15 protein-coding genes are annotated in these 13,115 nt (G+C 72.2%); 9 read left to right on the top strand and 6 right to left on the bottom strand.

What is annotated here, in order from left to right; translation table 11 throughout:
- Window positions 1-155 precede the first annotated feature (155 nt).
- Together ACIGQF_RS16290 and ACIGQF_RS16295 are read left to right on the top strand one after the other, a co-directional pair.
- Complete coding sequence (locus ACIGQF_RS16290) at window positions 156-818, top strand: response regulator transcription factor (protein WP_399710449.1); 663 nt, start codon at window positions 156-158, stop codon at window positions 816-818.
- A gap of 4 nt (window positions 819-822) precedes the next feature.
- On the top strand, window positions 823-2,223 hold the full coding sequence (locus tag ACIGQF_RS16295; protein WP_399710967.1) for an ATP-binding protein: 1,401 nt from the start codon (window positions 823-825) through the stop codon (window positions 2,221-2,223).
- A gap of 68 nt (window positions 2,224-2,291) precedes the next feature.
- On the opposite strand, the gene ACIGQF_RS16300 is transcribed toward ACIGQF_RS16295, so the two are convergent.
- From ACIGQF_RS16300 to ACIGQF_RS16315, 4 genes are all read right to left on the bottom strand, one after another.
- A complete protein-coding gene (locus ACIGQF_RS16300; protein WP_363258000.1) occupies window positions 2,292-2,768 on the bottom strand; it encodes a MarR family transcriptional regulator in 477 nt (158 codons plus the stop codon).
- Window positions 2,769-2,903: 135 nt separating this feature from the next.
- Window positions 2,904-3,674, bottom strand: a complete 771-nt coding sequence (locus tag ACIGQF_RS16305) for an AIM24 family protein (protein ID WP_399710452.1) — start codon at window positions 3,672-3,674, stop codon at window positions 2,904-2,906.
- The gene (locus ACIGQF_RS16310) at window positions 3,671-4,354 is read right to left on the bottom strand and encodes an AIM24 family protein (RefSeq protein ID WP_399710454.1); all 684 of its coding nucleotides are present in this window, start codon (window positions 4,352-4,354) and stop codon (window positions 3,671-3,673) included. The genes ACIGQF_RS16305 and ACIGQF_RS16310 overlap by 4 nt, the downstream gene beginning before the upstream one ends.
- Window positions 4,354-4,992, bottom strand: a complete 639-nt coding sequence (locus ACIGQF_RS16315; RefSeq protein WP_399710456.1) for an AIM24 family protein — start codon at window positions 4,990-4,992, stop codon at window positions 4,354-4,356. The genes ACIGQF_RS16310 and ACIGQF_RS16315 overlap by 1 nt, the downstream gene beginning before the upstream one ends.
- 170 nt (window positions 4,993-5,162) lie before the next feature.
- Here ACIGQF_RS16315 and ACIGQF_RS16320 point away from each other — a divergent pair, with 170 nt between their 5' ends.
- The 7 genes from ACIGQF_RS16320 to ACIGQF_RS16350 all read left to right on the top strand — a co-directional run bounded on the left by ACIGQF_RS16320 (window position 5,163) and on the right by ACIGQF_RS16350 (window position 10,937).
- Window positions 5,163-5,522: a DUF3817 domain-containing protein gene (locus ACIGQF_RS16320; RefSeq protein WP_399710458.1), complete on the top strand. Its 360-nt coding sequence runs from the start codon at window positions 5,163-5,165 to the stop codon at window positions 5,520-5,522.
- A complete protein-coding gene (locus ACIGQF_RS16325) occupies window positions 5,519-5,821 on the top strand; it encodes an MTH1187 family thiamine-binding protein (RefSeq protein WP_399710460.1) in 303 nt (100 codons plus the stop codon). The genes ACIGQF_RS16320 and ACIGQF_RS16325 overlap by 4 nt, the downstream gene beginning before the upstream one ends.
- Before the next feature lie 87 nt (window positions 5,822-5,908).
- A complete protein-coding gene (locus ACIGQF_RS16330) occupies window positions 5,909-6,418 on the top strand; it encodes a MarR family transcriptional regulator (protein WP_030621285.1) in 510 nt (169 codons plus the stop codon).
- 88 nt (window positions 6,419-6,506) lie between these two features.
- Complete coding sequence (locus ACIGQF_RS16335) at window positions 6,507-6,848, top strand: DUF3817 domain-containing protein (protein WP_399710462.1); 342 nt, start codon at window positions 6,507-6,509, stop codon at window positions 6,846-6,848.
- Between the two features lie 10 nt (window positions 6,849-6,858).
- A complete protein-coding gene (locus tag ACIGQF_RS16340; RefSeq protein WP_399710464.1) occupies window positions 6,859-7,923 on the top strand; it encodes an acyl-CoA dehydrogenase family protein in 1,065 nt (354 codons plus the stop codon).
- A 75-nt stretch (window positions 7,924-7,998) separates the two neighbouring features.
- Window positions 7,999-9,699 carry a methylmalonyl-CoA mutase gene (locus ACIGQF_RS16345; RefSeq protein WP_399710466.1) on the top strand — a complete coding sequence of 567 codons (1,701 nt, stop codon included), beginning with the start codon at window positions 7,999-8,001 and terminating at the stop codon, window positions 9,697-9,699.
- A 131-nt stretch (window positions 9,700-9,830) separates the two neighbouring features.
- Complete coding sequence (locus ACIGQF_RS16350) at window positions 9,831-10,937, top strand: alpha/beta fold hydrolase (RefSeq protein ID WP_399710468.1); 1,107 nt, start codon at window positions 9,831-9,833, stop codon at window positions 10,935-10,937.
- Window positions 10,938-10,944: 7 nt separating this feature from the next.
- On the opposite strand, the gene ACIGQF_RS16355 is transcribed toward ACIGQF_RS16350, so the two are convergent.
- A complete protein-coding gene (locus ACIGQF_RS16355) occupies window positions 10,945-12,372 on the bottom strand; it encodes a sensor histidine kinase (protein WP_399710470.1) in 1,428 nt (475 codons plus the stop codon).
- Complete coding sequence (locus tag ACIGQF_RS16360; RefSeq protein ID WP_399710472.1) at window positions 12,369-13,094, bottom strand: response regulator transcription factor; 726 nt, start codon at window positions 13,092-13,094, stop codon at window positions 12,369-12,371. The genes ACIGQF_RS16355 and ACIGQF_RS16360 overlap by 4 nt, the downstream gene beginning before the upstream one ends.
- Window positions 13,095-13,115: the final 21 nt, after the last annotated feature.

The raw sequence follows: 13,115 nt of genomic DNA on the forward strand, positions 1-13,115 counted from the left end.
GGGCCGGGGGTCGCCCGGAGGGGGCCGGGACTGGCCCCCGAGGTGATGCCCACACACTGCCGACCCGTTCCTGAAGCCACCCTGAAGGAGCCTGAAGCGGTCTTCAGGAACCCAGCCTGAAGCGGTCTTCAGCAAGCCGGTGGCACCCTTGTCGCATGCGCCTGTTGATCGTGGAGGACGAGAAGCGGCTGGCCCGTTCCCTCGCCGCCGGCCTGACCGCCGAGGGATACGCCGTGGACGTCGTGCACGACGGCCTGGAGGGCCTGCACATGGCGGGCGAGGGCGCCTACGACCTGCTCGTCCTGGACATCATGCTGCCCGGCATGAACGGCTACCGGGTCTGCGGCGCCCTGCGCGCCGCGGGCAATGACGTGCCCATCCTCATGCTCACCGCCAAGGACGGCGAGTACGACGAGGCCGAGGGCCTGGACACCGGCGCCGACGACTACCTCACCAAGCCCTTCAGCTACGTCGTGCTGGTCGCCCGCGTGAAGGCGCTGCTGCGCCGCCGCGGCCGCACCGCGCTGCCCGTGCTGACCGTCGGCGTCCTCACCATCGACCAGAGCGCCCGCACGGTACGGCGCGGGGACGCGGACGTGCCGCTGACCACCAAGGAGTTCGCCGTCCTGGAACAACTCGCGCTGCGCGCCGGCGAGGTGGTCTCCAAGACCGAGATCCTGGAGCACGTCTGGGACTTCGCCTACGAGGGCGACCCGAACATCGTCGAGGTGTACGTCAGCGCGCTGCGCCGCAAGCTCGGCGCGGCCTCGATCCAGACCGTGCGCGGCGCGGGGTACCGGATGGTGCCCGGTGTTTAGGGCGCTGGGCTCGGTACGGGCCAGAGCGACCGCGGGCGCCACGGCCGTGGTGGCCCTCGCCCTCGTCGCGGTCGGCATAGCGGTCCTCATCGTGCTGCGCGGGAACCTGGTCTCCCAGGCCGATCTGCACGCCGAGGTCACCGCGCGCGAGGTCGCCTCCGCGATCGCCACCGGCACCGCCTACAAGGACCTGGACCTCCCCGACGCCGACGAGCACCCCGTCCTGGTCGACGACGAGCGGGGCCGCGTACTGGCGGCCGGCGAGGACCTCCAGGAGGTCGACGGCTACAAGGTCGCCCGGGGCACACCGCCCGGCTCCGGCCGCCACGGCGGCGACGATGACGACGGCGACGCCCCCCGTCCCGGCGAGGTGGACGACGACGTCGACAGCTCCGACGGCACGGCCGTCGTCGACGGCAAGCGCGCCGACTACCGCTGGGCCGAGGTCGACGCCACCGACACCCGTGACCGCACCGTGACCGTCATGGCCGGCACCCCGCTCGGTGCCGAGGAGAAGACCATCAACTCGGTGCGGAACGCCATGCTGGTCGGCCTGCCGCTGCTGCTCCTGGTCGTCGGGGGCGTCACTTGGCTGGTCACCCGCCGGGCGCTCCGCCCCGTCGAGGGCATCCGCGCGGAGATGGCCGCTATCACCGCCAGTACGGACCTGTCCCGGCGGGTGCCGGAGCCCGCCACACGGGACGAGATCGCCCGGCTGGCCCGGACCACCAACGAGACGCTGGCCGCGCTGGAGTCGTCCGTCGAGCGCCAGCGCCGCTTCATCGCGGACGCCTCGCACGAGCTGCGCAGCCCCATCGCCAGCCTCCGTACCCAGCTGGAGGTGGCCGAGGCCCACCCGGAACTGCTGGACCTGCCGGGCGCGGTGGAGGACACCGTACGGCTCCAGCACCTCGCCGCCGACCTGCTGCTGCTGGCCCGGCTGGACGCGGGGGAGCGGCCCAAGGACACCCAGGTGGACCTGGGGGCGCTGGCCCGGGAGGAGCTGTCGCAACGGGTCGCCGACCGGGTGCCGGTGCGCGCCGGCGAACTGCCGAGCGTGGCGGTGTCGGGCTCGCGGAGCCAGCTGAGCCGGATCCTGGGCAACCTCGTCGACAACGCGCAGCGGCATGCCCGTACGCAGGTCTCGGTGGACGTCCGCCGGAACGGCGGCTGGGCCGTGCTGCGGGTGGACGACGACGGGCCCGGGGTGGCGGCGGCCGACCGGGAGCGGATCTTCGAGCGCTTCGTGCGGCTGGACGACGCGCGCAGCCGTGACGAGGGCGGCGCGGGACTGGGCCTCGCCATCGCCCGGGACATCGCCGAACGGCACGGCGGCGCGCTGGAGGTGCGCGAGGGCGCGGCGTTCGAACTGCGGCTGCCGCTGGCCGCCGACGGCCGGGACTGAGGCCGTACGCGGCGCCGCGCGGGTGCGACGGTGTTCCCCCACCCGCGTCCCGCACGGCGCCCGGCCGGTCAGTACTTGCCGCGGTGCCCCCGCAGGTGATCGGCGACCGGCGTCAGCGAGGCGCGCAGCGCGGCCAGGTCGTCCGCCGAGAAGAGGTCGATGAAGTGCTTGCGCACGGAGGCCACATGGTGCGGGGCGACCCGCCGCATGGTCTCCCAGCCGTCGTCGGTGAGCACCGCGTACAGCCCGCGCCGGTCGGACTCGCAGCTCTCGCGGCGTACCAGCCCGGCGTTCTCCATCCGGGTGATCTGGTGCGAGAGCCGGCTCTTGGACTGCAGTGTGGAGGCCGCGAGGTCACTCATGCGCATCCTGCGCTCCTCGGCCTCCGAGAGATTCACCAGGATCTCGTAGTCGTTGTAGGTCAGCCCGAACGGCTGGAGGTCCCGCTCCAACTGGTGCGTCAGCAGCCTGCTGACGTCGAGGTGGGTGCGCCAGGCGCGCTGTTCCTGGTCGGTCAGCCAGGGAGTGTCGCTGTCGGTCGTCATGAATGAATTCTACCCGTAAAAGTTGAATAGTAAATTAGTCATGCCCCGTGATGGTGCCCTCACCGCTCCCTCCCGCCGGGGGTCAGACCGCCGGGAGGGCTCAGACGTTCGAGGTCACCCTCCGCAGACTACCGCTCACAGCCCGAAGCGGCGCTGGAGCCCCCCGAGGGAACCCGGCAGCTGCGGCATTTGTGAGCCACCGCTGTGACCAGCGGACCCGCCCGGTACGCCGGGTTCCGCCGCCACTGTCCCCGTCGGTACCTCCGGCATCAGCTGCTCGGTCGACTGCAGCAGGACGGTGCCGGCCCCGACGAACTCGAACTGGTGCTCCTCGCCGGAGACTCCGCCGATCCCGGTGTGTGCCCGCAGCCCGCCGAGGAAGCCGCGCAGGTACTGGTGATCGTAGTGATGGCACGGCGAGGGGCAGTCCGCCCAGCCCACCAGCGCCTGCGGATCGACCCGGATCGGCGGCTCCGCGAAGACCACCGGACCGTTGGACGCGGCGACGAACTTCCCGGTGCCGATGAGCGTCGAAAAGCCCGGCACGATCGACTGCTTCAGCGACAGGGACGGCTGAAAAGCGAGCAGATTCCCGGACCGGATGGTGAGATTGCCGTCCTCCAGGTCGTAGGAATTCACATCGAAAGCCCGGTCCGCCAGCACCATTTTCCCGCGGCCCTGCGCGACCACCCAGTCCGCCGCGTGCAACGGGGAATGGAAACTGCCGGCGATCAGCCGGTCCAGCGCGCCGTGTCCGATTCCCTGGAATTCGATCTGCCCGTAATAGGCGACCATCTTTCCCTTCTGCAGGAACCACTGGCCGTTCAGGTCCACGCTGAAGGCGTACGGATTGACGTTGTCGTCCACCGGCAGCGAATGCACATCGTGAATGACGGGACCGCTCACAGCTTCTCCTCCGACGCCTGTACATAGACGGTGCCCTGGCCCGACAGCTCCAGTTGGAACGCCTCGCCCGAGCCGCGGCCGACCATTTCCCGCCACCCCAGCGCCGTCGACAGCTTGTTGCGGACATTGCCGCGGTGCGCCACGTACGCCTGCGGGTCCACGTGCACCGGGCGATCCTGGCGGATCGGCAGTTCGATCACCCCGCCGTGCGCCATCACCGCCACCGAGCCGTGCCCTTCGAGCGTGGTGGTGAACAGGCCCTGGCCGGTCACCTGGCCGCGCACCATGCCCATCACGCCGCCCTGCGCGCCCATGAACATCGTGCCCTGGCGCAGCGTCCCGTCGAACGCCAGCAGCCGGTCGGCCTCCACGTAGAGGGTGTCGCCGGTGAGATCCACGACGTGGACGTGGTGGCCGCCGTGCCCGAACATCACGGAGGCGGTGGGGGCCCCTCCCTGGTCATGAAGACCTTGGGGGACTTCCACGGTCATCAGGGGGGTGGCCTCGTTCGCGATCCGGCGGCCGATCATCGACCCCAGACCGCCCTGGCCGCCCTGCACGTTCGGGGTGAAGGTCACCTCGCCCTGGTACGCGAGCATCGCGCCGCGCTGGCTGAACAGCCGTTGCCCCGGCCCGATCTCCGCCCGGACCATGCGCGAGTTGAGCACCGTGAACGGCATCAGACCTCACCGCCGATCGTGTTGCGCTCGCTGGGCTGCACGTACACCAGGCCCTCGCCCTCGAAGCGGATCTGGAAGGCCTCGCCCGAGCCCTCTCCTATGAACGTGCGGAAGTTCACACCGGACTGGAAGTGCTGCCGCAGATCACCGGTATGGGCGACATACGCGCCCGGGTCGACCTGGAGCGGGGCGTCCCGCGTCACCCGCAGCACCACCGCCGGGCCGTCGGAGGTGAGCGCGGCCTGGCCCGTGCCCTCCACGGTCGTGGTGAACAGCCCGTTGCCCTGCGAGGCGCCGCGCAGCCCGGTGAACGTGGTCCCCGTGCGCAGTGCCGCGTCCGTGCAGAGCAGGTTGCTGGCCTCCACGTACAGCTTCTCGCCGTGCAGGTTCACGAGGTTGATCTCGCTCGCGCGGTCCGCGAAATAGCAGGTGCCCTCGCCCTTCACCTCCATGACTTCCATCTGCTCCCCGGTCAGCCGCCGGGTCACCATGCCGCGCAGGCCCTCGCCCCCGCCGCTCATCTTCTTGAACGCCATCCGGCCGTCGTAGGCGACCATCGCGCCGTTCTTCGCCTTCACGGCATCGCCGGTCATGTCGACGGCGAGCACTTTGCTCCCCTGGAGCCGAAACTGAGCCACGGCACCAGACCGTAGTCCGCCGCGGCGCCCACGGGCAGAGGGCCCCGCGGGGACCGGCCGGGAACGGGCCCGGCGACGGGGGACCGCCGCGCTGCTGTCACAATGGAGCGGTGCTTGTGAATGTAAGCACAAGCTAAAGGCTGCACCCCTCCCACCCGAACGAGGTTCCCGTGGACATCAAGACCGCATCCGCCCTGCGCCGGCTCCGCCTGGTCTCCGCACCGGAGGCCGTCTCCTTCCTGCTGCTGCTGATCTGCTCGGTCCTGAAGCGGACCACGGAGTTCAACGCGGTGCCGGTGATGGGCGCCGTCCACGGCGTGCTGTTCATCCTGTACGTGATCTTCTGGCTGGACGCCTGGAACCGTACGAAGTGGTCCTTCGGCACCGCCGCGCTCTACTTCGTCCTCTCCGTCCTGCCCACCGGCGGCTTCTTCGCCGAGCGCCGGCTGAAGCGCGAGGCCGAGGCCACCGTGATCGCCGCGCGTGCCCGCAAGGAGAAGGAAGGCGTCGTAGGAAGGGCCAGCGCATGATCGTCGCGTTTTCGGTCAGCCCGCTCGGGGTCGGCGAGGACGTCGGGGAGTACGTCGCCGACGCGGTACGGGTGGTCCGCGAGTCCGGGCTGCCGAACCGCACGGACGCCATGTTCACCTCGATCGAGGGCGAGTGGGACGAGGTCATGGACGTCGTCAAGCGCGCCGTCGCGGCCGTCGAGGAGCGCGCGGGCCGGGTCTCGCTGGTCCTCAAGGCCGACATCCGGCCGGGTGTCGCCGACGGGCTCACCTCGAAGGTCGAGACGGTCGAGCGGCACCTCGCGGAGGGCCGGGGCTGACCGGAACGGACGGGGTGCCGGCCCCGTCCCCGCCCGTCTCCTGAGACGGGGCTGACCACCATGTGGGCGACCGGTAGGGTCGGAGATGTGCCGAAGCCGCTCAGTCTCCCCTTCGATCCCATCGCCCGCGCCGATGAGCTGTGGCAGCGCCGGTGGGGTGCCGTCCCGGCGATGGCGGCGATCACCTCGATCATGCGGGCCCAGCAGATCCTGCTCGGCGAGGTGGACGCCGTGGTCAAGCCGTACGGCCTCACCTTCGCGCGCTACGAAGCGCTGGTGCTGCTGACCTTCTCGCAGGCCGGCGAGTTGCCGATGTCCAAGATCGGCGAACGTCTGATGGTGCACCCCACCTCGGTCACCAACACCGTCGACCGGCTGGTGAAGTCGGGCCTGGTGGCCAAGCGCCCGAACCCGAACGACGGGCGCGGCACGCTCGCCTCCATCACGGACAAGGGCCGCGAGGTGTGCGACGCGGCCACCCGCGACCTGATGGCCATGGACTTCGGGCTCGGCGCGTACGACGCCGAGGAGTGCCAGGAGATCTTCGCCCTGCTGCGCCCGCTCCGGGTGGCGGCGGCGGATTTCAAGGACGAATAAAACTCCTGTCAATAAGGGGCCGATAAGCCGTGCGCCACGGGCGGGGGCGGCGAAGATCGCCCCCGCCCGTGCCGTTACGCTCGATGCCATGAAGAAGAGCGTGCTGACCCGCTACCGGACGATGGCGTACGTGACGGGCGTGCTGCTGGTCCTCCTGACTCTCGGCGTGATCGCCAAGTACCTGCTGCACATCGACGGTGCGGACGGCTTCACCAGCGTCGTGGGCATCGCCCACGGCTGGCTGTACGTCGTGTACCTCGTTTTCGCCTTCGACCTGGGCTCCAAGGCCAAGATGCCGGTCGGCAAGCTGCTGTGGGTGCTGATCGCCGGCACGATCCCCACCGCCGCCTTCTTCGTCGAGCGCAAGGTCTCGCGCGAGCTGGAGCCGTTGGTCTCCGGCACCGCGGCCCCGCAGACCGCCAAGGTCTGACGGGCCCCGCATGAGCGAGCCGTACGACGGCCACCCGCTGGTCGCCGCCGCCCGGCGGCTCGCCGAGGACACCCTCGCGCCCGCCGCCGAGCGCGCCGACCGCGAGGGTGTCGGTCCCGCCACGATCGCCGCGGTCAAGGCCTCCGGCGTGCTCGGCGCCGCCGGCCCGGCCGCGTACGGCGGCGCTGCCGCACCGGCCCCCGTCGTCCGGGAGATCGCCGAGATCCTCGCCGGGGCCTGCTGCGCCACCTTCTTCGTCCAGGCCCAGCACCACACGCCGGTCGGCACCCTCGCCGCCGCGCCCGAGGGCACGCCCGTCCGCGAGCAGCTGCTGCACCCGCTGTGCGACGGCACGCTGCTGTCCGGCATCGCCTTCTCGCACCTGCGTGCCTTCCCGCGGCTGCCGGTGCGCGTCACCCGGGAGCACTCGGGGTGGCGCTTCGACGGCCGGGTGCCCTGGTACACCGGCTGGGGCCTGAACGACGTCCTGATGCTCGGCGGCGCGACCGAGGACGGCGAGGTGGTCTTCGCCGTCACCGAGGCCCGCGAGCAGCCCGGCCTGCGGGCGACCGGGCCGCTGGAGCTGGCCGCGCTCTCCGGTACCCGTACCGTCGGCCTGGAGCTGGACGGTCTGGTGCTGCCGGACGGCGCGGTGGCGCTGCGGCAGCCGTACGAGGACTGGGCGGCGGCCGACCGGCCGAAGAACACCAACGTCAATCCGGCGGTGCTGGGCGTCACCCGGGCCGCGCTGGATCTTCTGGACACCTCGGGCGACGAGGCCGCCGTACGGACCGCCGGCGTGCTGCGCGAGCGGCTGGTGGCCGTGCGCGAGGACGCGTACGCGCTGCTGGACGAGGTGCCGGCGGACGGGCGGATCGCGGACCGGCTGGCCGCGAAGACGCGCGCGTACGACGTAATGCGGGCGGCGACCACGGCCGCTGTGGTGGCGGGCGGTGGCCGGGCGGTCGGCCTGGACCGACCGGCCCAGCGGCTCGCCCGTGAGGGCATGTTTCTGCTGGTCCAGGGCCAGACGGCGGATGTCAGGGAAGCACACCTGGCGGCTCTGCGCGGCTGATTCCGGGCCCCGGCGGGGCGTTCGGCGGCCGTTCGCCATCGACAATTAGTAGGACGTCCAAGTAAATTTGGAAGCATGGACGCTGACGCGATCGAAGAGGGCCGCCGCCGCTGGCAGGCCCGGTACGACTCCGCACGCAAGCGCGACGCGGACTTCAGCACGCTCTCGGGCGACCCCGTCGATCCGGTGTACGGCCCCCGTCCCGGCGACGCCTACGAGGGCTTCGACCGGATCGGCTGGCCCGGCGAATACCCCTTCACGCGCGGCCTGTACCCGACCGGCTACCGCGGCCGGACGTGGACCATCCGCCAGTTCGCGGGCTTCGGCAACGCCGAGCAGACGAACGAGCGGTACAAGATGATCCTCAAGGCGGGCGGCGGCGGCCTGTCCGTCGCCTTCGACATGCCGACCCTCATGGGCCGCGACTCCGACGACCCCAGGTCGCTCGGCGAGGTCGGCCACTGCGGCGTCGCCATCGACTCCGCCGCCGACATGGAGGTCCTCTTCAAGGACATCCCGCTCGGCGATGTCACGACCTCGATGACGATCAGCGGCCCGGCCGTCCCGGTCTTCTGCATGTACCTGGTCGCCGCCGAGCGGCAGGGCGTCGACCCCGGTGTCCTGAACGGCACGCTCCAGACGGACATCTTCAAGGAGTACATCGCCCAGAAGGAGTGGCTGTTCCAGCCCGAGCCGCACCTGCGGCTGATCGGCGACCTGATGGAGCACTGCGCCCGCTCCATCCCTGCCTACAAGCCGCTCTCGGTGTCCGGCTACCACATCCGCGAGGCGGGTTCGACGGCCGCGCAGGAGTTGGCGTACACCCTCGCCGACGGCTTCGGCTACGTCGAGCTGGGCCTCTCCCGCGGCTTGGACGTGAACACCTTCGCGCCCGGCCTGTCCTTCTTCTTCGACGCGCACGTGGACTTCTTCGAGGAGATCGCCAAGTTCCGCGCCGCGCGTCGGATCTGGGCCCGCTGGATGCGTGACGTGTACGGCGCGACCAGCGAGAAGGCGCAGTGGCTGCGGTTCCACACGCAGACCGCCGGCGTCTCGCTGACCGCGCAGCAGCCGTACAACAACGTCGTACGCACCGCGGTGGAGGCCCTCGCCGCCGTCCTCGGCGGCACCAACTCGCTGCACACCAACGCGCTGGACGAGACCCTCGCCCTGCCCAGCGAGCAGGCCGCGGAGATCGCGCTGCGCACGCAGCAGGTGCTGATGGAGGAGACCGGTGTCGCCAACGTCGCCGACCCGCTGGGCGGTTCCTGGTACGTCGAGCAGCTGACGGACCGGATCGAGGCGGACGCCGAGAAGATCTTCGAGCAGATCAAGCAGCGTGGCGCCCGCGCGGTGCCCGACGGCCGGCACCCGATCGGCCCCATCACCTCCGGCATCCTGCGCGGCATCGAGGACGGCTGGTTCACCGGCGAGATCGCCGAGTCCGCCTTCCAGTACCAGCAGGCGCTGGAGAAGGGCGACAAGAAGGTCGTCGGCGTCAACTGCGCCCATGGCTCGGTCACCGGCGACCTGGAGATCCTGCGGGTCAGCCACGAGGTGGAGCGCGAGCAGGTGCGCGTCCTCGCCGACCGCAAGGCGGCCCGGGACGACGCGGCGGTGCGCACGGCGCTGGACGCCATGCTGGCCGCGGCCCGCGACGGCGGAAACATGATCGAGCCGATGCTGGACGCGGTCCGGGCGGAGGCCACGCTCGGCGAGATCTGCGACGCGCTGCGGGACGAATGGGGCGTCTACACGGAGCCGGCCGGATTCTGAGCAGGTACGGCAGGTACAGCAGGGACGGGAGGCACGGCCGGCGCGCAGACGACGGAATCCGTGGCGTTCTTCCGGGCGGTCCGGGTAGGTGGGTGCGGTCTGCATCCATCTACCTCCCCCCGGAGACGTACGTGAAGAGACCCGCTCTCGCCGCTGCCGGCACCGCAGCCCTCGCCACCCTCCTGCTGGCCGGTTCCGCGGTCGTCGGCGCCCCCGCCGGCGCCGATCCCGCACCGGAGCCGCACGCGGCACGGGCGCACGAGGCCCGCATCCAGGACGACTTCGACTCCCTCGGCCCGGAGGTGCGGGCCACGAAGCTGTCCACCGGCCGCACCGCGCACTACATCGACGAAGGGCCGCGGGACGGCCGGCCGGTGCTGTTCATCGGCGGTACGGGCACCAGCGCGCGGGCGGCGCACATGACCGACTTCTTCCGCTCCACGCGCGAGTCGCTGAACCTGCGGCTGATCTCGGTCGAGCGCAACGGCTTCGGGGACACCGCGTACGACAAGGACCTGGGCAAGGCCGACTTCGCGAAGGACGCGCTGGAGGTCCTGGACCGGATCGGCGTCAAGAAGACCGCCGTGGTCGCGATCTCCGGCGGCGGGCCGTACGCCGCCGAGCTCGCGAGCCGCGCTCCGCAGCGCATCGACGCGCTGCACCTGGCCGCCGCGCTGCCCCCCTACGGCAAGCAGCCCGACTACTGCGGCCTCTCCGACGCGGAGCTGGGCAAGCAGCTGGCCCCGACGATCGCCGACCCCCGCAAGTGGTGGGCGTTCCCCGACGACAGCCCGACGAAGAAGATCCCGGGCTTCGCCGACACCGCGTACGAGGAGGGCGCGCGGACCTACAACCAGCGCGGCCAGAAGGCGGACCCGGCCCCGCAGGTGCACGAGCAGAAGCTGTACTGCCGGCGGCCGGGGCCGGACCTGTCGAAGCTGACGGCGCCGGTCGTCCTCTACAGCGGCAAGAAGGACACCACCGTGCCGCCCAGCACGATCAAGACGTGGCGGCAACAGCTGCCGGGCAAGCCGCTGGTGCGCTCGTACGCCGACTCCGGGCACGATGTGCAGTACCGGCACTGGGACCAGATCCTGGTCGACCTCGCCGGGTTCACCGACCGCACGGTCGTCTGCCGAGACGGGCACAGCGGCATGCTGCCGGCCCGTACGGCGGAGAAGCTGGTGGCCGGCGGGCGGGCCACGCTGGGCAGCTGCGCCTGGCGGAAGTCCGGCTGACCGGCCGTCACTCCGCCCCGGCCGGCGGGAGCCCCGTCCGGTCGCGCGGGAACCGCAGCCGGAACAGCGCCCCGCCGCCCGGGGCCCGTTCCGCGGCGAGCGTGGCGTGGTGCGCGCGGGCGATCTGCCGGGCCATCGCCAGGCCCAGCCCGGAGCCGGGCAGGGTGCGCGCGGCCTGCGCGCGGTAGAAGCGGTCGAAGACGTGCGGCAGGTCCTCGTCGGCGATGCCGGGGCCGTGGTCCCGGACGGTGATCTCCAGCGCGCCCGGCGGGGCGGTCAGCTCCGCCTCGACCGGGCCGCCGGGCGGGGAGAACTTGGCGGCGTTGTCGAGCAGGTTCGACAGCAGGCGGGCGAGCCGGGCGGGGACGCCCGGCACCGTCAGCGCCGCCGTGCCCGGCGCGGTCCGTACGGTGAAGGCGATCTCCGGCCAGTGGCCGCGGGCCGCGGCCACCGCGTGCTCCAGCAGCGCCGCGGCGCGCACCTGTTCGACCAGCGGCTGCGGCTCCTCGTCGCGTGCCAGCTCGATCAGGTCGTTGACCAGCGTGGTCACCTCGCGAAGCTGGCGGCCCAGGGCGGCCGACGCGCGGTCGCGCTGGGCGTCGGTCAGCCGGTCGGCGCGGGCGAGGAGTTCGGCGTTCGTCCGGAGCGCCGTCAGCGGTGTGCGCAGCTCGTGGGAGGCGTCGGCGACCAGCCGGCGCTGGGCGGCGACCGACTGCTCCAGCTCGCCGAGCATGGTGTTGAAGCTGGCCGCGAGCCGGGTCAGCTCGTCCTCGCGGCCGGGCGGCCCGGCGGGCAGTTCGATGCGGTGGGCGGCGTCGCGGGTGGCGGCGATGCGTTCCGCCGCCGCGGTCAGCCGGGTGACGGGCGCCAGGCCCGTGCGGGAGACCCAGTAGCCGAGCGCGGCGGCCAGCAGCACGCCCGCGCCGCCCACCGCCGCGAGCATCCCGGCGGCCTGCCGCACCCCCTTCTCCACGGTGTCCGCGCGCAGCGCCACCTGTACAGCCGTGCCGTCCCTGAAGTGCTGTACGAGCATCCGGGCGGGGTGGCCGTGCAGGGTGATGGCGCTGAAGTACGGGGCGCGCCGACCGGCCGCGACCTCGCGGGTGGCGTCGGTGACCGGCAGCGCGTACGTCCCGGACGGATCGTCGGCGGCGTCGGCGGGGACGATCTGGGAGCAGGCCGGGGCCGACAGGTAGCGGCACTCGGCGGCCACGACACCGGGCCCTTCGTCCCGGTTCTGCTGCATGACCAGGGTCGCGGACTGCGTGAGGTTCAGCTCCAGTTGGTGGCCCATGGCGTACCGGATGATGACGAAGGCGGCGGTGCACACGCCGAGCGCGACCAGCGCGACGGCCGCGGAGGCGGCCAGCGCCAGCCGGGTCCGCAGCGGTCGCCGGCGCCGCCAGGGCGCGCCGAGCCCGCGCCGCCCGCTCACTCCGCGCCCAAGCGGTAGCCGATGCCGTGCACCGTGTGCAGCAGCCGCGGTTCGCCGCCCGCCTCCAGCTTGCGGCGCAGGTAGCCGACGTACACCGCGAGGGAGTTGGAGTCCGGGCCGAAGTCGCGGCCCCAGACCCGCTCCAGGATCACCTCGCGCGGTACGACCTGCCCGGGGTTGCGCGCGAGCAGGTCGAGCAGGGCCCACTCGGTGCGGCTGAACTCCAGCCGCCGACCGGCCCGGCGCCCGGTCCGGGTGGCCGGGTCGAGAATCAGGTCGGCGACGGCGGGGGACGCGCCCGCGTCCGCCGGGGTGACGCGGCGGAGCAGGGCCCGCAGCCGGGCGGTCAGTTCGTCCAGTGCGAAGGGCTTGACCAGGTAGTCGTCGGCGCCGGCGTCCAGGCCGTCCACCCGCTCACTGACCGAGTCCAGGGCGGTCAGCACCAGGATGGGCGTACGGTCGTCCAGCGCCCGCAGCCGCCGGCAGACGGCGAGGCCGTCCAGGACGGGCATCATCACGTCCAGCACGAGCGCGTCCGGCTGCCACTCCGCGACGGCGCTGAGCGCGGCCAGCCCGTCGGCGGCCCCGCGGACCCGGTAGCCCTCCACGGTCAGCCCGTCCTCGACGGCGGCGCGCACCTCGGCGTCGTCGTCGACGACCAGGACGCGGGGCGCGGGCGGGGCTGCGTGCGGGGGCGGCGGGGGTGATGCGGTCGGCGGCATGAGCCAAGGCTGCCAAACGGC

Source organism: Streptomyces sp. NPDC053560 (genome assembly GCF_044544605.1).
Taxonomy (GTDB): domain Bacteria; phylum Actinomycetota; class Actinomycetes; order Streptomycetales; family Streptomycetaceae; genus Streptomyces.

What these genes read in the sequence shown, in the direction of transcription:
- ACIGQF_RS16325 (WP_399710460.1), top strand. Translation starts at nt 5,519, where the DNA reads ATGATCGTCGCGTTTTCGGTCAGCCCGCTCGGGGTCGGCGAGGACGTC.
- ACIGQF_RS16300 (WP_363258000.1), bottom strand. Translation starts at nt 2,768, where the DNA reads ATGACGACCGACAGCGACACTCCCTGGCTGACCGACCAGGAACAGCGC.
- ACIGQF_RS16290 (WP_399710449.1), top strand. Translation starts at nt 156, where the DNA reads ATGCGCCTGTTGATCGTGGAGGACGAGAAGCGGCTGGCCCGTTCCCTC.
- ACIGQF_RS16345 (WP_399710466.1), top strand. Translation starts at nt 7,999, where the DNA reads ATGGACGCTGACGCGATCGAAGAGGGCCGCCGCCGCTGGCAGGCCCGG.
- ACIGQF_RS16360 (WP_399710472.1), bottom strand. Translation starts at nt 13,094, where the DNA reads ATGCCGCCGACCGCATCACCCCCGCCGCCCCCGCACGCAGCCCCGCCC.
- ACIGQF_RS16340 (WP_399710464.1), top strand. Translation starts at nt 6,859, where the DNA reads ATGAGCGAGCCGTACGACGGCCACCCGCTGGTCGCCGCCGCCCGGCGG.
- ACIGQF_RS16335 (WP_399710462.1), top strand. Translation starts at nt 6,507, where the DNA reads ATGAAGAAGAGCGTGCTGACCCGCTACCGGACGATGGCGTACGTGACG.
- ACIGQF_RS16310 (WP_399710454.1), bottom strand. Translation starts at nt 4,354, where the DNA reads ATGCCGTTCACGGTGCTCAACTCGCGCATGGTCCGGGCGGAGATCGGG.